Source organism: Burkholderia sp. Bp9143 (assembly GCF_003853645.1).
Lineage (GTDB): Bacteria > Pseudomonadota > Gammaproteobacteria > Burkholderiales > Burkholderiaceae > Burkholderia.
Window position 1 is genome coordinate 1 of sequence record NZ_QTPO01000030.1, and the last position, 21136, is coordinate 21136.

Annotated in this window: 18 protein-coding genes and 1 pseudogene; 10 read left to right on the plus strand and 9 right to left on the minus strand. The window is 67.3% G+C overall.

All coding sequences use genetic code 11. The features are described 5' to 3' along the window. Positions 1–119: 119 nt before the first annotated feature. Entirely contained in the window at positions 120–968 is an 849-nt protein-coding gene (locus tag DIE23_RS22135) for a peptidoglycan DD-metalloendopeptidase family protein (RefSeq protein ID WP_124614091.1), read from the minus strand. A gap of 512 nt (positions 969–1480) precedes the next feature. Here DIE23_RS22135 and DIE23_RS22140 point away from each other — a divergent pair. Further along, positions 1481–2377, plus strand: coding sequence for a LysR substrate-binding domain-containing protein (locus tag DIE23_RS22140; protein ID WP_124614092.1), 897 nt, complete (start codon positions 1481–1483; stop codon positions 2375–2377). Between the two features lie 54 nt (positions 2378–2431). Further along, positions 2432–2818, plus strand: a complete 387-nt coding sequence (locus DIE23_RS22145; protein WP_124614093.1) for an ester cyclase — start codon at positions 2432–2434, stop codon at positions 2816–2818. Between the two features lie 19 nt (positions 2819–2837). Here DIE23_RS22145 and DIE23_RS22150 read toward each other — a convergent pair whose 3' ends face one another. Continuing rightward, positions 2838–3578 (minus strand): sulfite exporter TauE/SafE family protein, encoded by a 741-nt coding sequence (locus DIE23_RS22150; RefSeq protein ID WP_124614094.1) that lies wholly within the window; start codon positions 3576–3578, stop codon positions 2838–2840. A 135-nt stretch (positions 3579–3713) separates the two neighbouring features. Beyond that, positions 3714–3916, minus strand: a pseudogene (locus tag DIE23_RS40310) (aldo/keto reductase); the annotation flags it as partial. A gap of 117 nt (positions 3917–4033) precedes the next feature. Between DIE23_RS40310 and DIE23_RS22160 the strand changes: the two are divergent. Beyond that, positions 4034–4945 carry a LysR family transcriptional regulator gene (locus DIE23_RS22160; protein ID WP_124614095.1) on the plus strand — a complete coding sequence of 304 codons (912 nt, stop codon included), beginning with the start codon at positions 4034–4036 and terminating at the stop codon, positions 4943–4945. Between the two features lie 50 nt (positions 4946–4995). Here DIE23_RS22160 and DIE23_RS22165 read toward each other — a convergent pair whose 3' ends face one another. Further along, on the minus strand, positions 4996–6150 hold the full coding sequence (locus tag DIE23_RS22165; RefSeq protein ID WP_124614096.1) for a porin: 1155 nt from the start codon (positions 6148–6150) through the stop codon (positions 4996–4998). Positions 6151–6531: 381 nt separating this feature from the next. Here DIE23_RS22165 and DIE23_RS22170 point away from each other — a divergent pair, with 381 nt between their 5' ends. Next, entirely contained in the window at positions 6532–7635 is a 1104-nt protein-coding gene (locus tag DIE23_RS22170; protein ID WP_124614097.1) for an OpgC domain-containing protein, read from the plus strand. 61 nt (positions 7636–7696) lie between these two features. Beyond that, positions 7697–8641, plus strand: a complete 945-nt coding sequence (locus DIE23_RS22175; RefSeq protein ID WP_124614098.1) for an esterase family protein — start codon at positions 7697–7699, stop codon at positions 8639–8641. A 117-nt stretch (positions 8642–8758) separates the two neighbouring features. On the opposite strand, the gene DIE23_RS22180 is transcribed toward DIE23_RS22175, so the two are convergent. Continuing rightward, entirely contained in the window at positions 8759–9997 is a 1239-nt protein-coding gene (locus DIE23_RS22180; RefSeq protein WP_124614099.1) for an SfnB family sulfur acquisition oxidoreductase, read from the minus strand. A 294-nt stretch (positions 9998–10291) separates the two neighbouring features. Here DIE23_RS22180 and DIE23_RS22185 point away from each other — a divergent pair, with 294 nt between their 5' ends. Both DIE23_RS22185 and DIE23_RS22190 read left to right on the plus strand, forming a co-directional pair. Further along, on the plus strand, positions 10292–11557 hold the full coding sequence (locus DIE23_RS22185) for an acyl-CoA dehydrogenase family protein (RefSeq protein WP_124614100.1): 1266 nt from the start codon (positions 10292–10294) through the stop codon (positions 11555–11557). Next, a complete protein-coding gene (locus DIE23_RS22190) occupies positions 11554–12918 on the plus strand; it encodes an LLM class flavin-dependent oxidoreductase (RefSeq protein WP_124614101.1) in 1365 nt (454 codons plus the stop codon). Before DIE23_RS22185 ends, DIE23_RS22190 begins: the two co-directional genes overlap by 4 nt. A 96-nt stretch (positions 12919–13014) precedes the next feature. On the opposite strand, the gene DIE23_RS22195 is transcribed toward DIE23_RS22190, so the two are convergent. Then, positions 13015–14229, minus strand: a complete 1215-nt coding sequence (locus tag DIE23_RS22195; RefSeq protein WP_124614102.1) for an FAD-dependent monooxygenase — start codon at positions 14227–14229, stop codon at positions 13015–13017. Positions 14230–14412: 183 nt separating this feature from the next. Here DIE23_RS22195 and DIE23_RS22200 point away from each other — a divergent pair, with 183 nt between their 5' ends. The 3 genes from DIE23_RS22200 (at position 14413) to DIE23_RS22210 (ending at position 17352) form a co-directional block, all read left to right on the plus strand. Then, the gene (locus DIE23_RS22200; RefSeq protein WP_124614103.1) at positions 14413–15357 is read left to right on the plus strand and encodes a LysR family transcriptional regulator; all 945 of its coding nucleotides are present in this window, start codon (positions 14413–14415) and stop codon (positions 15355–15357) included. 119 nt (positions 15358–15476) lie between these two features. Then, entirely contained in the window at positions 15477–16235 is a 759-nt protein-coding gene (locus DIE23_RS22205) for an SDR family oxidoreductase (RefSeq protein WP_124614104.1), read from the plus strand. Between the two features lie 139 nt (positions 16236–16374). After that, on the plus strand, positions 16375–17352 hold the full coding sequence (locus tag DIE23_RS22210) for a helix-turn-helix domain-containing GNAT family N-acetyltransferase (protein ID WP_124614105.1): 978 nt from the start codon (positions 16375–16377) through the stop codon (positions 17350–17352). 13 nt (positions 17353–17365) lie between these two features. Here the strand turns inward: DIE23_RS22210 and DIE23_RS22215 are convergent, their stop codons facing one another. The 3 genes from DIE23_RS22215 to DIE23_RS22225 form a co-directional block, all read right to left on the minus strand. Next, positions 17366–17698 carry a cupin domain-containing protein gene (locus DIE23_RS22215; protein ID WP_124614106.1) on the minus strand — a complete coding sequence of 111 codons (333 nt, stop codon included), beginning with the start codon at positions 17696–17698 and terminating at the stop codon, positions 17366–17368. Between the two features lie 104 nt (positions 17699–17802). Beyond that, positions 17803–19230: an MFS transporter gene (locus DIE23_RS22220; RefSeq protein WP_124614107.1), complete on the minus strand. Its 1428-nt coding sequence runs from the start codon at positions 19228–19230 to the stop codon at positions 17803–17805. Positions 19231–19540: 310 nt separating this feature from the next. Then, complete coding sequence (locus DIE23_RS22225; RefSeq protein WP_124614108.1) at positions 19541–21019, minus strand: sensor domain-containing diguanylate cyclase; 1479 nt, start codon at positions 21017–21019, stop codon at positions 19541–19543. Between the last annotated feature and the right edge of the window lie 117 nt (positions 21020–21136).

Genomic DNA, 21136 nt, shown 5'->3' on the forward strand with positions numbered 1-21136 from the left:
GCGACGGCATACGCCGCGCATCCCCGAAGACGTCCGTCGACCCCGCATGCGGCGGGACTCGCATGAACAGACCCTAGCGTAGCAGCGACCGCGGCCGCGTTCCAGCGGCGCGGCCCGTGTCAGCCTTGCGACGAAGGCAGGTACGGCATCGGATTGACGGGCTTGCCGTCGCGCCGCACTTCGAACAGCAGCGCGACACGCGAGTTGTCGAGGTCGCCCATCTCCGCGATCTCGTCGCCCTGGCGCACGATGTCGCCGGTCTTCACGAGCAGCTTGCGGTTGTGCGCATAGGCCGTGAGGAAATCCGCGTTGTGCTGGACGATGATCAAGGTGCCGTAATCGTTCAGGCCGGTGCCCGCGTACATCACGCGACCGTCGGCCGCCGCGCGAACCGGATCGCCCGGCCGGCCGGCGATCTGGATACCGCGGTTCTGCCCCGGCCGGAACGCGTCGACGATCCTGCCGCGCGCGGGCCACGAGAGCGCCACCGCGCCCGCATGCCGCCTGGTTTCCTTCACGACCTGCCGGTCGCTCGCCGTCGACGCGCTCGCCTGCGCGGTGCCCGCCGCACTGCTCGCGGCGACCGGCGCGGCCGCCTGTGTGCTGCCGTTCGTGCCCGGCGCCGGCAACGGCTGCTGCCGGACGATGCGCAGCACCTGCCCCATGCGCAACTTGCCGCGCGCGTCGAGCTTGTTCCACGTACGCAGGTCGGCGACGCTGCAGTCGTTCGCGGATGCGATGCCCGACAGCGTGTCACCGCGTTTCACCACGTACTTCTGCGCGACGAGAATAGGTGCCGGCGGCGCCGCTGGCGTGGCCACCGGCGCGGCGGCGGGCTGGCCCGACGGCGCGCCCGCCAGCGTGTCGCTCGGCGGAACGGACTGCGTGCCGGCACAACCGGCCATGACGAGCACGGCGGCCAGGCCGGACAGCCACGCCGACTTGCGGCAAATCTCGCGCAGTTTCATGGACGATCGACTCCGGTTTGACAATCTTTCAAGCATCTCAAAAACGGAACGGCCGACGTGTAACCGGATGCAAACAATGATGACAAACGATCACGAACCGGGCGCCGGCAGACGCTTGTTACCGGTAATACGGTCGAATTCGGAAAAACTTGACGGTATTGGGTGGGCAGTGCGGAAGAAATTTCGTGACGTGCCATTATTTCGAATGGCTTTCACCGCACGGCTGGTCGCGCCGGCCGCCCGCTCAACGCAGCCAGTCGACCAGCTCCGCGCAGGCCCACGCGACGCCGATGCACAGGAACAGCAGGTGCAGCGCGATCTTGAACGACACACCCCACGACGAATCGACGCGCATGACAGTCTCCCCCGGTTGATATGCGGCCATGATCCGGCATCGATCCCGCCCCGAAAATGCGGAACCGGCGAACGGGGTCTCAGGCCCAGCCTGAGACCGGCGCGGCGGTTCCTGCTAAGTTATCGGCCATACCAAACCTCACGCGCCCCACCCCACCATGCGCTTCGACCTGACCGACCTGCGGCTCTTCCTGAACATCTGCGAGGCCGGCACGATCACCGGCGGCGCCGAGCGGACCCACATCACGCTGCAGGCCGCGAGCGAGCGCATCCGCGGGATGGAGGACGAACTCGGCGTGCCGCTGCTGCACCGGACCAAGGCGGGCGCGCAGGTGACCGACGCCGGCCGCGCGCTCGAGCACCACGCGCGCACGGTGCTGCAGCAGATCGACCACATGCGCGGCGAACTGCAGCAATACGGCCAGGGGCTGCGCGGACACATCCGGCTGCTGTGCAACACGGCGTCGCTGAGCGAATACCTGCCCGACGCGCTTGCCGCGTATCTGCCGCATCATCCGAAACTGTCGATCAGCGTCGAGGAACGCTCGAGCCAGGAAATCGTGCATGCGATCCGCAACAAGACGGCCGAGGTCGGCATCGTCGCCGATTCGGTCGGGCTCGGCGGGCTCGAACAGAAGCCGTTCCGCGAGGACTGGCTGATCGCGGTCGTGCCGGCCGGACATCCGCTCGCCGCGCGCGACAAGGTCGCGTTCGACGAGATCGCCGACGTGGACTTCATCGGGCTGACCGACGGCAGCGCGCTGCAGGTCCATCTCGCGGACCAGGCGCGTGCGCTCGGCAAGCGGATCCGCTACCGTGTGCAGCTGAAGAGTTTCGATGCGATCTGCCGCGTGATCGAAAGCGGCGTGGGGATCGGCATCGTGTCGCGCCATGCGGCCGAGCGCGCGATGCAGACGATGGACGTGCGGCTCGTCGAGCTGTCCGACGCGTGGAGCCACCGCAAGCTGACGCTCTGCGCGCGATCGTTCGATGCACTGCCGAAGTACACGCAGGCATTCGTGTCGTATCTGTCGTGCGAAACACCGCCGCACTGAACGCCGCGCGCCCTCCGCAACAGCCTGGGCGATACACGAGGAGACACCGCCGCCATGACCGAACCCGACCTCGCCACGCACTACCGCGCCTACATCGACTGCCTGAACCGGCAGGACTGGCCGGCGCTCGGCCGGTACGTCGCCGACAACGTGATCCACAACGACCGGCCGCTCGGCCTCGCCGGTTACCGCGCGATGCTGGAGCAGGATTTTCGCGACATTCCGGATCTCCGTTTCGAGATCCGGCTGCTCGTCTGCGAACCGCCGAGCATCGCATGCCGGCTTCGCTTCGCCTGTGCGCCGAAAGGGACATTCATGGGACTCGCCGTGGACGGCACGCGCGTCACGTTCGCCGAGAACGTGTTCTACGAATTTCACGACGGCAGGATCCGGCAGGTATGGTCGGTGATCGACAAGGCCGCGATCGAAGCGCAGCTGTAACGATGCCGGCCGTCACGGCTTACCGCAGCCCCGACACGGCCATGTAGGCGCCGAGCGCGATCATCCCGACGAAGAAGCAGCGCTTGAACGCCTTCTCGCTCATCACGCGCCGCGCATATTGCCCGCCGATCATCCCGGCGAGCGCCGGCACGAGCGCCAGCGCGGATACGCCGAGATCGACCGTCTGCAGCGCGCCCGTCACGTGCAACTGCAGGCCGAGCGCGATCGTCGACGCGGTAAACGACAGCCCGAGCGCCTGGATCAGGTCGTCCTTCGACAGGCGCAGCGCCTGCAGGTATGGCACGGCCGGCACGACGAACACGCCGGTCGCGGCCGTCACGACGCCCGTCAGGTAGCCGACCGCGGCCGACAGCCACGGTTCGTGACGGCCCGGCGCGGGCAGCCGCGCGGCGGCGAGCCCCCAGCAGCCGTACGCGACCAGCACGATGCCGAGTGCCGCGTGGGTCCACGCGCTGCCGGCCGCGAGCGCCGGCAGCCCGCCCGTCAGCGTGCCGATCGTCAGCCCGGCGAGCAGCGGCCACAAGCGCCGCAGCAACGGCCCGAACGACGGGCCGAGCCACAACTGCCACACATTGGTGATGAACGACGGCACGAGCAGCAGGCTCGCCGCGGCGGACGGCGGCATCGCGAGCGTCAGCAGCCCCATCGCGATCGTCGGCAGCCCGAGGCCGATCATGCCCTTGACCGCGCCGGCCAGCAGAAAGACCAGCACGATGATCGTCAGCGTATGAACTTGCATGGAAGGCGCTCCGTCCGGTGAATACGGCGCCGATGGTGAACCACCGTCACGCCGCCCGCCATCTGGTTTTGCCTGAGGCTGGCTCGGGCTCGCCCAGCGCGCCCCGTCGCCTCATCACCCCGCCAGGCTCTCCGTTCAGGCCCCATGCGCCGGCCCCCGTCCCTGCTCGCTGTCGAGGCGCGCCATCCGGGGCCGGATAACGCTCGCCGACAGCCGCCCCGGCGGGAACCGCCGTTTCGATGTCATCGGGATCATTGACCGTTAGTTGCGAAATAGAGGATTGCAATGCGTCCTGAATCTGAATGCGCTTGCGCGCCGATCAGCGGCACGATGCCGTCGCGGTGCGGCCAGCACCCATGCGATCACGGATGCAATGAACGCGAAACGCCCAACCCAATCATTCGATGCTGATCAACAATGGAGGCTGCCCCCATCCGCCCACGCTCCCGCCCCGCATGGACCATCTGCATGCAATGCGCATCTTTGCGCGCGTCGCCCACCTCGGCAGCTTCACGAAAGCGGCCGAGCAGCTGCAATTGCCGCGCCCGACGGTCAGCAATGCCGTCCAGTATCTGGAGAAGCACCTGAACGTACGCCTGTTGCAGCGGACGACGCGGCGGGTCGCACTGACCGCCGAAGGCGCGACCTACTACGAGCGCTGCACGCGGCTGCTGGCCGATCTGGACGACGCCGAGACGCTGTTCGACGATGCCGGTGCATCGCCGCGCGGCCTGATCCGCGTCGACCTGCCCGAGCGCTTCGCGCTGGACAAGGTGATTCCGGCGCTGCCGGATTTCCACGCGCGATATCCCGACCTGCGCGTCGTGCTCGGCACGACCGACCGCTTCGTCGATCTCGTCGCCGATGGCGTCGACTGCGCGGTGCGGGTCGGCGTGCTGTCCGACACGTCGCTGGTCGCGCGCCGCGTCGGCGAGATGGCGCAGATCAACTGCGCGTCGCCCGCGTATCTTGCGCGATACGGCACGCCGCGCTCGCCGGATGATTTGCCCGACCACGTCGCGGTCGGCTATTTCTCGAGCCGCACGGGCCGCGAGCTGGACTGGGAATATGCGGACATGGATTCGGGCGCGCTGCAAACCGTGAAGATGCGCAGCGTGGTCGCGGTGAACAGCTCGCACGCGTATCTCGCGTGCTGCATCGCGGGCCTCGGGTTGATCCAGGCGCCGCGCGACGGGCTTGCACCGCTGCTCGAGGACGGCTCGCTGGTCGAGGTGCTGCCGGAATGGCATGCCGCGCCGCTGCCGGTGTCGGTCGTGTTTCCGAACAGCCGGCATCTCGCCCCGCGCGTGCGGATCTTCGTCGACTGGCTCGCGCACACGCTCGACGACACGCACCGGGCGGAATGACGACAGCCGGCGCCGGGGCAACCCGCCCCGGACACCGGCCGGTCAGCACATCAGAACTTGTGGCGAATCGCGGCGCGCACCGCGAACTGGTTCGCCGACGACGACGGACCGTCCGTCCCGATCACATAGCCACCGTCGGCCGCGGTGCCCGTCTTGTCGCCGGCGACCTTCTGCCACGCGCCCTGCAGGTAGACGTCGGTACGCTTGGACAGGCTGTAGTCGGCCATCAGCCCGACGGTGTGGTATTTCGGCTTGAACGGACCGGCCGCGGCATCGAACTTGCCGTCCGTGTATACGTACTGCGCTCCGAGATAGAAATCGGGCGTGAGCTGGTACTTGCCGTTGATCTCGAAGTTCTGGAACTTGGTCGCGGTCAGCCCGAGGCCCGAGAACGTCGACGCCGGCAGATAGACGGTCGACACCGGGTTCTTCACGTCCGTCTTCGTATAGACGAAGCCGACCGTCGCCGGGCCGAACGTGTAGTTCACGCCGCCGCCGAAGATGCGCAGGCGGTCGGCGATGAAATTCGCATCGTCGGCCGCGATCGCGCCCGCGCTGCCGACGCCCGGGCTGTTCGCCTGCAGATACGCGGCCGCGACCTGCAGCCCGGCGAGCGAATACTGCGCGCCGATGCTGTACTGGCGGTTGGTCGAGAAGCCGGTGCTGTTGCTGAAGCTGTAGGTGCCGCCGAACGACAGCCCGTTCCAGTCGGGGCTCGCGTACTTGACCGTGTTGTTGACGCGGAACGAGTTGTCCGTGTTGTCGTTGTCGAACGGGTGCGAGAACAGCGTGCCGCCCCAGTTGCCGTTCGCGGTCAGCGGCGCGAGATAGTCGACGACGGAATCGTACTGACGGCCGAACGTCAGCGTGCCGAAGCGCGACGCGCTCAGCCCGACGAATGCCTGGCGGCCGAACATCCGGCCGCCCTGGTTGAGCCGGCCGTTGTTCACGTCGAAGCCGTTTTCCAGCATGAAGATCGCCTTCAGCCCGCCACCCAGGTCCTCGCTGCCCTTCAGGCCCCAGCGGCTGCCCTGCGCATAGCCGCTCGCGAGCTGGTAATTCGCTTTTCCGACCCCATTCACGTTCACGTTGTTCGTGTAGTTGAAGCCCTCGTCGATCAGGCCGTACAGCGTCACGCTGTCCTGCGCGAAGGCCGGCGCGGCAAAAGCGGCCAGCGCGGCGGCAAAAATGACGTGCTTCTTCATGACGGATCTCCGGAGCCGGGTGCCGGGCAGGTCGTTCGCCCGGCGATTGTTTGGTCTGTTTTATAGGGGTGGCCCGCAGGGCGGACTGCGCGGTGTGCGGCCGCGAGGACAAAATGGTGTCACGTCGCAAACCGCCCGTCTATCGGGGCGTGGGCGCGGTGCGCAAAGCGTTGCGCTCGTCCAACTGCGCCGTTCGTCCGATTGCCTGACCAGGCTTGCCGGCAACGACTGGCCGGCCCGCCATCCGCGTAAACCCGGGCGGCGTCGCATCGGTGGCACAATGCGCATCCGTTCGTCATTTCTTCACGAAGTCATGCTTCACCCCGATTCATGCGCGGCGGGTGCCGGCCGCGCACGCGGCGCGCGCCGGGAGGCGGCCCGATGACCGCCGCCGCCCGGGCCGGTCGCTACGCCGAGCTCGATTTCTTCCGCGGCCTCGTGCTGCTGGTGATCGTCGTCGACCATATCGGCGGCAGCATCCTGTCGCGCGTGACGCTGCATGCGTACGCGCTCTGCGATGCGGCCGAGGTGTTCGTGTTCCTCGGCGGCTTCGCGACCGCCATCGCGTACAACTCGCTCGCCGAGCGGCACGACGAGGCCGCCGCGCGCCAGCGTTTCATCCGCCGTGCGTTCGAGATCTACCGTGCGTTCCTCGTGACGGCCGGCCTGATGCTGCTGATCACCGCCGTGCTGAACGCGTTCTCGATCGACGGCCCGAACATGCCGACCAACGATCTCGACGGCCTGCTCCACAAGCCGCTTGCCGCGCTGCGCGACATCCTGCTGTTCCGCCGCCAGCCGTATCTCGCGTCGGTGCTGCCGATGTATGCGTTCTTCGCGCTGCTGGTCCCGCTTGCGCTGCCGCTCGCACGCACGCAGCCGTGGCTGATGCTCGCGTTCAGCGGCTCGCTCTGGTACGCGGCGCCGCACATCGCGCGCTTCCTGCCGACGGTCGAAGGCGCGCCGTGGGACTTCAACCCGTTCGCGTGGCAGTTCCTGTTCGTGCTCGGCGTGATCGCGCGCTGCCAGCCCGTCTACCAGACCCTCGCGCCGAAGCCGCAGGGCTGGCTGCTGACGGCCGTGTCGCTCGCGATCGTCGCGGCCGGTGCGTACTACCGGCTGCGCATCGAGCCGTTCCCGACCGATCCGTCGATCAAGCAGAACCTCGGCGCGCTGCGGCTCGCGAACTTCCTCGCGATCGCGTGGCTCGCGGCCAAGCTCGTGCACCTCGGGTGGATGAAGAAGGTCGCGCACGCGATGCCGTGGATCGGCACGATCGGCCGCCAGGGGCTCCTGTGCTTCGTCGCCGGCACCGGCATCTCGCTCGCGGTCGACTCGCTGCTTTACCAGGCGACCGAAGGCTACCTGAACGTGCCGCTCGGCCTGGCCGCCGACGTCGTCGCGATGGGCCTGCTGTATCTCGTCGCGAAGCTCCATGCGCCGCTCGTGTCGCGGCTGCCGTTCCCGTTCCGTTCGCGGCGATGATGCGCCGCGCCGTCATGCGCCGCTGCTACGATAGCGGGCGCTTCTCCTGAAACGCTTCGCCATGCGCCGACTCGCCCTTCCGTTCGCCGTCGCCCTGATCGCCGGCTCCATCGCCACCGCCCACGCCACGCCGGGCGGGCCCGCCGTTTCGCCGGCGCCGTCCGTGCCAGCTGCCGCGATCGTCCCGCCTGCAACGGTCGCGCCGGCCGCCCAGGAGCCGCCGGTCAATCCGGGCAGCAGCGTCATGCTGCGCGCGTTCCGGTCGGCGTCCCTGAAGCGCGACTGGTCGTACACGGTCTACCTGCCGCCCGGCTACAACCCGGAAGGCGCGCGCTATCCGGTGCTGTACCTGCTGCACGGCAATGCCGGCAATGCGAACGACTGGATCACGCAGGGCCGGCTGCAGGCCACCGCCGACACGCTGATCGAGCGCCGCGAGATCCCGCCCGTCGTGATCGTGATGCCGCAAGGCGGCACCGACTGGTACGTCGACCGCAAGGAGAAGATGCAGAGCGCGTTCCTGAACGACCTGCTGCCGGAAGTTGAAGCGCACTTCGCGGTGTCGAACCAGCGCGCGGGCCGCGCGATCGGCGGCGTGTCGATGGGCGGCTTCGGCGCACTGCGATTCTCGCTGCTCGAACCGGGCCTGTTCTGTGGCGCGATGCTGCTGAGCCCCGCGATCTACGCGAACGAGCCGCCGCTCAATTCCGCCGCGCGCTATGTCGGCGTGTTCGGCGACCGGCAGTTCGATCCGCGCGTGTGGCACGAACTGAACTACCCGGCGCTGTTGCGCGGCTATTTCGCGCGCAACTGGCGCGTGCCGATGTTCATCGCGGCCGGTGACGACGACCTCACGATCCAGGCCGAATCGAGCGTGCTGTACACGCAACTGCGCCGCGCGCAGAACCCGGCCGAGCTGCGCATCGTCGACGGCGGGCATACGTGGGAAGTGTGGCGCGGGCTGCTCGGGCAGGGATTGAAGTACGCACTGGAGTGCGTGAAGTAACGAGACCGGATGACGCGTCAGGCAGCCGCACGCTGGCTATCCGACGCGTCATCCTCCATCGAGTCGCCGTTCCCGGTGCACCGCACGAGTCGGCGCGCCCGCCGGACCGCACGCGATTCAATTCCACGCATGACGCGCCGGCCGCACCCCGTTCAGGTAGTAGTTGCCGACGAGGTGATACTTCCACCGCACCGGATCGTGCAGCGTGTGCGTGCGCGCATTGCGCCAGTGCCGGTCGAGATTGTGTTCGGCGAGCGTCGACTGCGTGCCGGCCAGCTCGAACAGCTTCTCGCCCGCGAGCAGCGCGATCTCGGTCGTCAGCACCTTCGCCTCGCCGACCGCGACCGACGCACGCGCGACATCGTCGTCGGTCACCGTGCCGCGCGCGCCGATCGCGTCCAGCGTGCGCGCCGCGCGTTCGAGCAGCGCTTCGGCCGCATGCAGCTGGATATGCAGGCGGCCGATCTCGCGGACGATCAACGGATCGTCGGCCGCCCGCTCGACGCCGCTGTCGACCCACGGCCGCGTGCGGGTGCGCACGAACGCCTCCGTATCGGCGATCGCAGCCTTCGCGATGCCGGCATCGATCGCCGCCTGGATGATCTGCGACAGCGGGCCGTTGAGCGTCGGTTCGTCCGATACGCGCTGCGCGTTCAGCACATGTGAGGCCGGCACGCGCACGCCGTCGAGCACCACCGTGCCGCTCGCGGTCGTGCGCTGCCCGAAACCCGACCAGTCGTCGATCACGGTCAGCCCCGGCGTCGGCTGCGAAATGTAGGCGAGCCACGCCTGCCGTGCATCGTCGAGGCCGAGCACCGGCACGTAGTGCGCGAACAGCGCACCGGTCGAATAGAACTTCGTGCCGTCGACGACATAGTCGTCGCCGTCGCGCCGCACGCGTGTCTTCAGGTCGAGCACATGCTTCGTGCCCTTCTCCGAGAAGCCGTTGCCGAAGCGCTTGCCGCTGAGGATCTCCGCAAAGAAATGGCGCTTCTGCGCGTCGGTGCCAGTCAGCGCGATCACGTCGACCAGCCCGAAGTGGTTCTGCGGCAACTGCCCGAGCGACCCGTCGGCCGCCGCGACAATCTTGATCACCTCGGTGAGCGTCACATGCGACACACCCGCGCCGCCGTATGCCTTCGGCACCGTGATCGCCCACAGCCCCGACTGCGAGAACCATTCGATCTCGTCGCGCGGCAGCCGGCGCTCGCGATCGCGCTCGGCCGCCCCTTCCGCCAGCCGCTGCGCAAGTGCATGCGCAACCGCGATCGCCTGTGCGTCGTCGGCAATCACGCGGGCCACTTGCGGCTTTGCGTCGGCCGGTCGCGCCTGAATCGTCGCGCTCGTATCTGACATCAGGTTCTCCTGTCGAATGACGAAAGCATTCAATCTAGCAGCGCGCCGCAGGCCGGCAAACCGAGCGATTCTCGTAACGATATTCCTTCGGATAACAAACGACATGCCGAAGCACGGCGCGCGACCCCGTGCTTCGGCGTCGCAATCGATGCCCGAGCGTCGACGCCGCCCGTCGCCGATCCGCGTAATGCGCAGCGACGATAACGATCTGCGAATCCGTTATTGGAACGCGCGTGTCGTGCTTCCTATACTGACCTCCCGGTGCAAACGGCCCCGCCTTTCGAGGAACACCGCATGACTTCGTCGCACGCAGATACCGATCTTTCCACCGGCACCGACTACGACGCACTCGCGAGCCGGTTTCGCCCCCTCTTCGACCGCATCGCCGCCGGCACCGCCGAGCGCGAACGCCGCCGCGCACTGCCGCACGAAGCGATCGGCTGGCTGAAGGCCGCCGGCTTCGGCGCGGTACGGCTGCCGGTACGCGACGGCGGCGCCGGTGCGTCGCTGCCGCAGCTGTTCCGGCTGCTGACCGAGCTCGCCGCCGCGGACTCCAATCTGCCGCAAGCGTTGCGCGGCCACTTCGCGTTCGTCGAGGACTGGCTGAACGCGCCGCCCGGGCCGCAGCGCACGACGTGGCTCGATCGCTTCGCGAGCGGCCAGCTCGTCGGCAACGCGTGGTCGGAAGCTGGGGACGTCCCGCTCGGCCAGACCATCACGAAGGTATCGGAGCAGAACGGCCGGCTCGTGTTGAACGGCCGGAAGTTCTACAGCACCGGCAGCCTGTTCGCGGACTGGATCGACGTGTTCGCGCAGCGCGCACACGACGGCAGCGACGTGATCGTCGCGGTGGCCACCGCGCAGCCCGGCGTGATCCGCGACGACGACTGGGACGGCTTCGGCCAGACGACGACCGGCAGCGGCACGACGCGCTTCGAGAATGCGGCGGTCGACGCCGACAACGTGATCGATTTCGCGCGCCGCTTCAAATACCAGACCGCGTTCTACCAGCTGTTCCACGTCGCCACGCTGGCCGGCATCGGCCACGCAATCGTGCGCGACGCGGGCGAGCTCGTGCGCAACCGCACGCGCGTGTACAGCCACGGCAACGCCGCACGCGCCGGCGACGATGCGCAACTCCAGCAGGTGATCGGCGAAATCGCGTCGTGGTCCTATGCGGCCGATGCGCTCGCGCTGCGCGCCGCGCAGCCGTTGCAGCAGGCGTATGTCGCACGCTTCGGCGGCGACGACGAAGCCGAACACGCCGCGAACGTCGCGGCCGAAATCGAATCCGCGCAGAGCCAGCTCGTCGTGTCGGAACTCGTGCTGCGCGCGGCCACGCGCCTGTTCGACGCACTCGGCGCGTCCGCGACGCGCAGCACGACCGCGCTCGACCGGCACTGGCGCAACGCGCGCACGGTGTCGTCGCACAATCCGCTGGTGTACAAGGCGCGGATCGTCGGCGACTGGGTCATCAACGGACGCACGCCGCCGTTCGTCTGGCGCGTCGGCAACGGTGCAAGTGCAGACGCCGGCAAGGAAACGGAGGTCGCACGATGAGCAAGACCATCCGCTTCAACGCGTTCGAGATGAACTGCGTCGGCCATCAGTCACCCGGCCTGTGGGCGCATCCGCGCGATCGTTCGTGGCAATACAAGGATCTCGACTACTGGACCGATCTCGCGCGCGTGCTCGAACGCGGGATCTTCGACGCGATCTTCATCGCGGACGTGATCGGTTATTACGACGTCTACCAGGGCAGCAACTACCACGCGCTGCACCAGGCCGCGCCGATCGCGATGGCGACCGAGCATCTCGGCATCGGCATCACCGCGTCGACGACGTTCGAGCATCCGTACACGTTCGCGCGCCGGCTGTCGACCGCCGACCATCACACGAAAGGCCGGCTCGCGTGGAATATCGTCACGTCGTACCTGGAAAGCGGCGCGAAGAATGTCGGCGACAACGGACTGCGCACGCATGACGACCGCTATGCGGTCGCGGCCGAATACGTGGAGGTGCTGTACAAGCTGTTCGAAGGCAGCTGGGAAGACGGCGCGGTCGTGCGCGATCGCGACGGTCGCGTGTTCACGCATCCGGAGAAGGTGCACGAGATCGGCCACAAGGGGCGCTTCTTCGACGTGCCCGGCTATCACCTGTGCGAGCCGTCGCCGCAGCGCACGCCGGTGCTGTTCCAGGCCGGCGCGTCCGGCCCCGGCAAGGCGTTCGCCGCGCAGCACGCCGAATGCGTGTTCGTCGCCGCGCCGACCCGCCCGCAGCTTGCGCGCTATGTCGCCGACGTGCGCGCGCAGGCGGCGGCCGCGGGCCGCGACGCGCACGACGTGCTGATCTACAACCTCGTCACGGTGATCGTCGACGAGACCGACGAGAAGGCGCAAACCAAGTTCGACGAGTACCGCCGCTATGTGTCGTACGACGGCTCGCTCGTGTTCATGTCCGGCTGGACCGGCATCGATTTCGGCCAGTACGCGCCGACCGATCCCGTCAGACGCGTCGAGACGAATGCGATCGTGTCGGCCGTCGAGCATCTGGCGGGCGGCGACACCGCGTGGACGATCGAGGAACTGGCGGCCTGGGGCGGCATCGGCGGAATGGGGCCCGTGTTCGTCGGCTCCGCGCAGACCGTCGCGGACATCCTGCAGGAATGGGTCGCCGCGACCGACGTCGACGGCTTCAATCTCGCGTATGCCGTTGCGCACGAAACCTTCGAGGACATCGTCCGCTACCTCGTGCCGGAGTTGCAGCGGCGTGGCGTCTATCCGACCGAATACGCACCCGGCACGCTGCGCGAGAAGCTGTTCGGCAGCGCGGCGCGGCTGCCGGACGCGCATCCGGCCGCTCGGTTTCGCGACATCGAGCAGATCAAGCGCGATGCGCAACGAGTGGCCGACTACGCGTGACGGCAACGCGGCCGCCCCGCTTTCCCGGCGGACGACCGCGTCACTGTCGCACCGGTCGCCCGACGCACCACCGCTGATCGCGCCGCACCTTTCAGCTCAAAGCCACGTCCCGCCCTGCCGCTCGCTCGGTTCATCGGCGAGCGCGTCGAAATCGTGAATCCAGTCCAGGTGATGCAGCACGCTGTCGCGCTCGCCGAGACGCGCGTTGCGCGCCTGCGCGGCCGGCCCGTCGGGCAGATGCAGCACGTCGGCCGCGGAGATCGACGCGTACTGCACCTTGCGCGTGCGGCCGCGCCGCAGCCGCTCGTACGCTTCCTGCGCCTCGCGCCAGTTGCCGGGCCCCGCCTTCGCCAGTTGCGCGGCCAGCACCATCGCGTCCTCGATCGACTGATTCGCGCCCTGCCCGTGATGCGGCACCAGCGCATGCGCGGCGTCGCCGATCAGCGTCACGCGCCCGCGGCTCCAGCGGCCGAGCGGCGGCCGGTGGAACAGCCCCCAGCGCTGGCTGATCGGCACCGCGGTGATCATCTGCACCACCGCCGGATGCCAGTCCCTGAACAGGCGCAACTGCTCGCCCTCTTCCGCCGGCATCACCCAATCGCGCGACGGCCACGGCGACGGATGACGCTCGACCAGCAGGAAGTTCTGGTCGCCTTTGTCGCCGATCGGATAGTGCAGCAGGTGGCCGTGCGGTCCGACCCAGAACTGAATGGTCTCGGGATCGGGCAGCAGGTCCATCCGCTCGGCCGGCACCACGCCGCGAAAACCCGAGCAACCCGAATACAGCACGTCGTCGTAGCCGAGCATCCAGCGCCGCGTGATCGAACGCGCGCCGTCCGCGCCGATCACGAGATCGGCATCGACACGTTCGCCGTTGTCGAACGACAGCGTGACGCGATCCGGATGCTGCGCGAGATCGACGAGCCGATGGCCGAGATGAATCTGCTCGACCCCGACCGCCTTCGACAGGATCGCCTGCAGGTCCGCGCGGTGCACGCCCCAGTACGAGCCGCCGAACTGGCGGCGATAGTCGGGTTCGCCGCGATGATGGCCGATCACCGCACCGCTGCGCCCGTCGCGATAGACGAGGCCCGGAATCTCCGCGCACACCGCGTCGAAAGCCGGACGTAATCCCATCCGTTCGTAGAAGCGCGTCGCGTTGGCCGACAGCGCGACGGCCGCCCCTACCTCGCGCAACACGTCGGTCTGCTCGTACAGTTGCGCGTCGATGCCCTGCTCGCGCAAGGCGAGCGCCAGCGTCAGGCCGCCGATGCCGGCCCCGACGATCGCGATCTTCAGATTCGTCTGCATGATGAACGTGTCTCCGATATTCAGATGATGAATGGTCGAGGCCGCGGCGCGCGTGGCCTGCCAGGCGCGCCTGTCGAATGCAGGCGCCGTATCGGTATTGTCAGCAGCGCCCCCTCATCCCACAATAAAATGCACGGAATCTGCTTCATCACTGAACGGAATGACCGGAGGCCACGCCGAACCATGGAACTGAGCGAAATCGACCTCAACCTGCTGTTGCTGTTCCAGCGGCTGATGCAGGAGCGGCGCGTGTCGACCGTCGCCGAGCAGATGAACATGAGCCAGCCGGGCGTGAGCAACGCGCTCGCGAAGCTGCGCCGCCGGCTCGGCGATCCGCTGTTCGTGCGCGGGCCGGGCGGCGTGGTCCCGACGCCGTTCGCACTGCGCCTGGCCGAACCGGTTGCGCACGCGCTGTCGACGCTTCATGCCGCGCTCAACCCCGAGACCGGTTTCGATCCGCTGCGCGCGTCGCGCACGATGACGATCGGGATGACCGATATCGGCGAAGTCGTGTTCCTGCCCGCGCTGCTCGAACATCTTTCGCGCGCGGCACCGGGCATTGCACTCAATACTGTGCGCAACACGAGCGTCAACCTCGCCGACGAGATGGCCGACGGCCGCGTCGATCTCGCGATCGGGCTGTTGCCGCAACTGCAGGGCGGCTTCTATCAGCGCCGGCTGTTCGATCAGCGGTACGTGTGCCTGTTCCGGCGCGGGCATCCGCTCGAAGACGCGCCGCTGACGGTCGACGCGTGGCGGGACGCCGAGCATCTCGTCGTGGTGTCGGCCGGCACCGGTCACGGGCAGGTGGACGAATGGCTGAAGCGGCGTCGCGTGAAGCGCCGCGTGCGGCTGACGGTGCCGCATTTCATGAGCGTCGGCTATATCCTGCAGCGCACCGACCTGATCGCGACCGTGCCGGAACACCTCGCGTTGCAGCTCGCCGCGCCGTTTTCGCTGGGCTGGCGCGCGTTGCCGGTCACGCTGCCGGGCGCGCCGATTCACATGCTGTGGCATACGCGCGTGAATCAGGACGAAGGCAACCGGTGGTTGCGGGATGTCGTGGTCGGCCTGTTCGCGGAAGCCGGAACGCGCGGACGGAAGGCCGCACCGGCGCGCAGGAAATAGCGGCGCGCGCGGCGAAACCCGTGGTACGCCGCGGTACGATGTCGCTTCGACCGGCGCACGGCGAGTCCATCGCGCACCCGCCGCCTCTTTCCACCCCCCAACCCGCAGGGAATCAAGCCATGTCTGTCTCGAAGCAGTTCGCCGCCGTCACGGGCGCCGGCTCCGGCATCGGTCGTGCCGCAGCGATCGCGCTCGCCAACGCCGGATTTGCCGTCGCGCTGATCGGACGCAAGGAAGCATCGTTGCGTGAAACGAAAGAGGCGATCGTCGCCGCCCACGGCGACGCGCACATGTTTCCGGCCGACGTCACCGACGAAACGTCGGTCGAACATGCGTTCGCCCAGATCGCGCAGCGGTTCGGACGGCTGGACGTCCTCTTCAACAACGCCGGCCGCAACGCGCCGGCCGTTCCGCTCGACGAATACGACGTCGGCGTATGGAACGACGTCGTCGCGACGAACCTGACGGGCGTCTTTCTGTGTGCGCGGGCCGCGTGGCGCCTGATGAAGGCACAAACGCCGCAGGGTGGCCGGATCATCAACAACGGCTCGATCTCCGCCTATACCCCGCGCCCGAACACGATCGCGTACACGGCCACCAAGCATGCAGTGGCCGGCATCACCAAGTCGCTCGCGCTCGACGGCCGTGCGTACAACATCGCCTGCAGCCAGATCGACATCGGCAACGCGGCGACGTCGCTGACGGACCGGATGACGGAAGGCGTGCCGCAGGCGGACGGACGCATGGCGCCCGAAGCACGGATGGATGTCACGCATGTCGCCAACGCGGTAGTTCAGATGGCGAATCTTCCGCTGGATACGAACATCCTGAACATGACGATCATGGCGACCACGATGCCGTTCGTGGGACGCGGATAGGTCGAGCCGCCGCTCCTTTTTCGCCACACCGGCCCGCGATGTCGGTCACGCTGCCCGGTGTCCCCACGAAGTCGTCCTTGACAAGTTGCGGGTCGCAACTATTATTACTTGCGACTCGCAACTTTCCGTCGGACTGGTCATGGACCTCATCGATATTCCCGCGAAGCCTCGCGATGCAACGATCCTCGAGCTTCGCGATTTTTCCCGCAAGCTGGTTCGCGAACTGGGTTTCATGCGCGCGACATTGGCCGATAGCGATCTGGCGCCGTCGGCGGTTCACGCCGTTCTCGAAATAGGCATGGCGCCCGGCATCAGCGCAAAGGATCTGGGCAGCATCCTGCGTCTGGACAAGTCAAACACGAGCAGGCAGCTTTCCCGGCTCGAAGCGGCCGGCTTCGTGACGCGCCGCATCTCGCCCGACGATGCGCGTGCGACGGAGTTGTACCTGACTGACGACGGGCAAGAACTTCGCGAAAAGATCGACCAGTTTGCGACACGTCAGGTGTCGAACGCTTTACGCCGGATGGTTCCGGCGGACCAGCAAACCCTCGTCCGCGCCCTCGCCCTTTATAGCGATGCACTCGCGCAAGACAACGTTGCCGGGGCGCCGACGCCGAAACCGGACGCCGCGCGGATTGTCGACGGCTACCAACCCGGCTGTATCGGCGACATCGCAAGCCTTCACGCGCGGTTCTATTCGGAACACTGGGGGTTTGGCGCCTTCTTCGAGAAAAAGGTTGCCACCGAGCTCGCGGAATTTGCCGGCACCCTGCCAGCCGCAGGCAAGGCTCTGTGGCTCCATGCCGAAAACGGCCGCGCGCTCGCCTCTGTCGCAATCGACGGGAATCAAGCCACGGGCGTCGCGCATTTGCGATGGTTCATTGTCGACGACGTATTGCGCGGTTCCGGTATCGGGCGGCAACTGATGACGCGCGCGATGCATTTCGTCGACGCGCAGCAGTTCGGCGAGACTTACCTGTGGACGTTCAAGGGGCTGGATTCGGCACGTCACCTGTACGAATCGTTCGGCTTTACGCTGACCAGCGAATCGGAGGGCGCGCAATGGGGAACCCACGTCATCGAGCAGCGCTTCAGCCGGCGCCGGCCAAGCCAGTAAATCGCCGCACGCTTCATCGATCGTGATAGATCGCGAGCCAGATGCTCGGCTCGTCAGGATGCGTCCACGCGACACGATGCCGGCAATGCGGTTCGATCAGCACGTAGTCGCCGGGGCGCATGTCGTGCAGCGTCGCGTCCGCCTCGAACTCGAGCACCGCCGCGCCTGACAGCAGCACCACCCATTCGGCGCGCGAATCGTCGTACCAGAACCCGTCGGGACTCGTGTGCCCCATCGACACGATCCGCTCGACGTTCAGGCGCGCGCCGGTGACGAGCACGTCGACGCGCTCGTCGTCGCCGCGCGCTCCCTCGATGCTGAACAGGTTGCCGGTTTGGAGGTGCATGGTTCAACCCCGGGTCGGCCTTCGACTGAAGGCGAATGACGCCCACTGTAGCGCGAAGGCCGGCATCGCGGCGAACTTGTTGAGGGTCCCGGCAAAGCCGGCACTCACACGGCCGCCTCGTCATCGATATCGCGCGCCGTCGGTTCATGACGCACGATCCACAGAAACACGATCGGCGTGGCCGCGCTGACCGCGACGATCCAGAACATGTCCGTGCCGAGGCGGGCCTGCAGGATCGGCAGCACGAACAGCGCGAGCGCCTGGCCGATCCCGCACAGCGACCGCCCGAAGCCGACACCGGTGCCGCGGATGGCCGCCGGATACGACAGCGTGGGATAGATCATCATCTGCGCGCCCGGCCCGAAGCCTTCGGCGAACAGCCAGGTGCCGAGCATCAGCAGCACGAGGCCGACCGCGAGCGCGCCGTGCGGATGCCCCGTCAGCGCGAGCGCGACGAGTGCGACGAACTGCAGCGCGAAACCCGCGATCGCGACATGACGCGACGGATAGCGATAGGCAAGGCGCATGCCCAGCAATCCGCCGGTGAACGCAAACAGCACGTTCAGCGCGAGCGACGCCGCGATCGTCTCGAACACGCCCGCGCCGAGAAACTGCGACAGGATCGACGGCAGGAAGAACGCGATCGCCGTGTATTCGAACGGGATGCACAGGTTCATCACGCTGGCGACGATCGTGCGGCCGAGATACGGACGCTGGAACAGCACGCGAATCCGCACGGGCGGCTGGCTCGGCGCGCGCGGCGCGTCCTCCGCTTCGTGGGCGTGAATCCCGTACGACTCGCGAAGAATGCGCGCGGCATTGGCCAGGTCGCCCTGGTTCGCGGCCCACAACGGCGATTCGTTCATGAAGCGATTCCGGACCAGGATGATGACGAGCGCGGGCACCGCGCCGAAGATCAGCGACGCGCGCCACAGCCAGCCCGCATGCTCGGCCGGCAGCAGGAAGTACATGCCGAAGATCAGCAGGAAGCACACCGACGACGCCACGTACCACATCGGGCACCACGCGGCGAGCCGCGACGCCTTGTTGCCGCGGCCGTCGAACTTCGAGAATTCCGCGAGAAACGCCATCGCCACGGGCAGGTCGATGCCGACCCCGAGGCCCATCACGAAGCGTGCGGCGATCAGCACCCAGACGTTCGGCGCAAGCCCGGCCGCGATCGCCGCGACCACGAAGAACAGCATGTCGGCCATGAATACCTGATAACGACCGATCCTGTCGGTCAGCCATCCGCCGATCAGGCTGCCGAAGATCGTGCCGATCATGATCGCCGAGCCGACCAGCCCGGTCAGCGCGGGCGTCAGGCCGAATTCTCGCGCGACGTCGTCGATGCCGTACGACAGCGTCGTCAGGTCGTACGCATCGAGAAACACGCCGCCGAGCGCGAGCAGCACGATCATCCGTGCATGGCTGACGGAGCTGTCCGCCGTATTGATCAGGCGCGCCACATCGCTCGCGGAGCGGATGGGCGCGGAAACCGGCGTGACAGCGTTCAGATCGATCGAACTCATCGCATTCCCTTGTTCGCCGCATGGCCGGCGATGTCCACATGGAGACAGGAACCCGACACGTGCATGCTCGATCGCCATCACTTGAAAAGCGGATGCTGGAGCGTCGGCACGCATGCGTTCGGGTTCCGGAAGCGACGATTCTGTTCTCGCGATCCGGTATTCCCAACCGATATAAATCGATAAATTATTCGGTGTACGTCATAAAGTTGCCCGGCCGCGTGCGCCTGGACGCCGCGCGCATGCGCAATCGCGCCGCGGCGGGCGCGAGGCAATTTTCATGCTGCCACGCGCCGGCGTGTCGTGCCCGGCGTCATGCCGGCGGCTGAAACGCGGCGACCTTGTTCCGGCCGGTCGCCTTCGCGTAGTACAACGCCTCGTCGGCAGCCTTGATCACGCTGCCGGCCTCCTCATCGTGCTCGGGCGTCCAGCTCGCGAGGCCGATACTGGCGGTGACACGCCCATGCTCGCTGCCGGCGTGCTCGAGCGCCAGCTCGTCGATCGCCGCACGAATTCGCTCGGCGATCTGAGCGGCACCTGTCTCGGATGTGTCGGGGAGCAGCACGACGAATTCCTCCCCGCCGTAGCGGGCCGCGGTATCGGCCGGCCGCCGGATGTTGTCGCCGATGCAGCGCGCCACCGCGGCCAGCGCGTCGTCGCCCGCCTGGTGGCCGTAGGTATCGTTGTAGGCCTTGAAGCGGTCGACATCGACGAACAACAGCGAGAACACCGATCGCGCCCGCCGCGCGCGACGCCATTCGTGATCCAGCACTTCCGCGAAGCTGCGGCGATTGTTCAGGCCGGTGAGACCGTCGGTGCGGGCGAGCAGCACGAGTTCCGACTCGGCGCGTATCCGGCGCCGGAGTTGCGTGCCGAGCATGAAGGACACCGCGATGAACGCGGCGCCGAACATCGCCACCAGCGCGCCGATCGTCACGGCCCGGTGCCGCCACGCCGCAAAGATATCCTCCTCCGCTTCGGCGACCATGATCATCAACGGCAGCTTCGGCAGATGCCTGAAGTAGTAGAGCCGGCGCACGCCGTCGAGCGACGCGGTTTCCGAGAACACACCCTCCCGCGCGGTCTGGAATCGCTTGAAGGTCGCGGCCTGGCTGATGTCGCGGCCGATGGTGCGGACGTCGTATGGCTGACGCATCACCATGACGCCGTCGCTGCCGATCAGCGACATCGAACCATGCTGCCCCAGTGACAGGCCCGCAAACAGCTGGTGGAAATACTCGAGATTGACCGCAATGACCACGACCCCGGCAAACGAGCCGTCCGGGTTCGAGATCCGCCGCGTCAGCCCGATGCTGAGCGCGCCCCCGCGCAGGCGCGACGGATAGGGGTCGCTCACATAGAGTCCGGCATCCGGATTGTCACGATGGACGGTGAAGTACTTGCGATCGGCGAAATTGCCGTGGCGCGGCTGGTCGTTGGCCGAATCGAGGATGATGTTGCCGCTGGCATCGAGTACCAGCATCGAGCCGAGAAATCGTGCCGTCATCGCGTTGTCGAACAGCACCGCGCGCCGCACGCTCGCAGGCGCGGCCGTCAGGTCGTGACGTTGAAGCCCCGCGATCACCGCCTGCAGCGACAGGTCATAGAGTTCGAAATTGCGTTCGATGTCGCGCTCGGCGATCAGCCCGAGATTGCGGGAGGTTTCGCTCGCTCGCTCGAGCGCGTCGTTGCGGCTCTGGAGCAGTTGCAGCACGCAAAGCCCCATGAGCGCGCAGGCGACCACGATGCCTATCACGACGATGGTATAGGGAGCCGCCGACCTGGATTGCATGTGTCTCCTCGGTGACCGCGCTCGTGCGCAGGCGCGCGACGCGATTACTTCATACTAAAAAACACGCGGCGGCTTATCAAGAGGGGGATACGCCGGCCGCGGCGCGACATCGGGTGT

Coding starts and splice junctions, on each gene's coding strand:
- DIE23_RS22135 (WP_124614091.1), bottom strand. CDS start 968: ATGAAACTGCGCGAGATTTGCCGCAAGTCGGCGTGGCTGTCCGGCCTG.
- DIE23_RS22140 (WP_124614092.1), top strand. CDS start 1,481: ATGCGCTTCGACCTGACCGACCTGCGGCTCTTCCTGAACATCTGCGAG.
- DIE23_RS22145 (WP_124614093.1), top strand. CDS start 2,432: ATGACCGAACCCGACCTCGCCACGCACTACCGCGCCTACATCGACTGC.
- DIE23_RS22150 (WP_124614094.1), bottom strand. CDS start 3,578: ATGCAAGTTCATACGCTGACGATCATCGTGCTGGTCTTTCTGCTGGCC.
- DIE23_RS22160 (WP_124614095.1), top strand. CDS start 4,034: ATGGACCATCTGCATGCAATGCGCATCTTTGCGCGCGTCGCCCACCTC.
- DIE23_RS22165 (WP_124614096.1), bottom strand. CDS start 6,150: ATGAAGAAGCACGTCATTTTTGCCGCCGCGCTGGCCGCTTTTGCCGCG.
- DIE23_RS22170 (WP_124614097.1), top strand. CDS start 6,532: ATGACCGCCGCCGCCCGGGCCGGTCGCTACGCCGAGCTCGATTTCTTC.
- DIE23_RS22175 (WP_124614098.1), top strand. CDS start 7,697: ATGCGCCGACTCGCCCTTCCGTTCGCCGTCGCCCTGATCGCCGGCTCC.
- DIE23_RS22180 (WP_124614099.1), bottom strand. CDS start 9,997: ATGTCAGATACGAGCGCGACGATTCAGGCGCGACCGGCCGACGCAAAG.
- DIE23_RS22185 (WP_124614100.1), top strand. CDS start 10,292: ATGACTTCGTCGCACGCAGATACCGATCTTTCCACCGGCACCGACTAC.
- DIE23_RS22190 (WP_124614101.1), top strand. CDS start 11,554: ATGAGCAAGACCATCCGCTTCAACGCGTTCGAGATGAACTGCGTCGGC.
- DIE23_RS22195 (WP_124614102.1), bottom strand. CDS start 14,229: ATGCAGACGAATCTGAAGATCGCGATCGTCGGGGCCGGCATCGGCGGC.
- DIE23_RS22200 (WP_124614103.1), top strand. CDS start 14,413: ATGGAACTGAGCGAAATCGACCTCAACCTGCTGTTGCTGTTCCAGCGG.
- DIE23_RS22205 (WP_124614104.1), top strand. CDS start 15,477: ATGTCTGTCTCGAAGCAGTTCGCCGCCGTCACGGGCGCCGGCTCCGGC.
- DIE23_RS22210 (WP_124614105.1), top strand. CDS start 16,375: ATGGACCTCATCGATATTCCCGCGAAGCCTCGCGATGCAACGATCCTC.
- DIE23_RS22215 (WP_124614106.1), bottom strand. CDS start 17,698: ATGCACCTCCAAACCGGCAACCTGTTCAGCATCGAGGGAGCGCGCGGC.
- DIE23_RS22220 (WP_124614107.1), bottom strand. CDS start 19,230: ATGAGTTCGATCGATCTGAACGCTGTCACGCCGGTTTCCGCGCCCATC.
- DIE23_RS22225 (WP_124614108.1), bottom strand. CDS start 21,019: ATGCAATCCAGGTCGGCGGCTCCCTATACCATCGTCGTGATAGGCATC.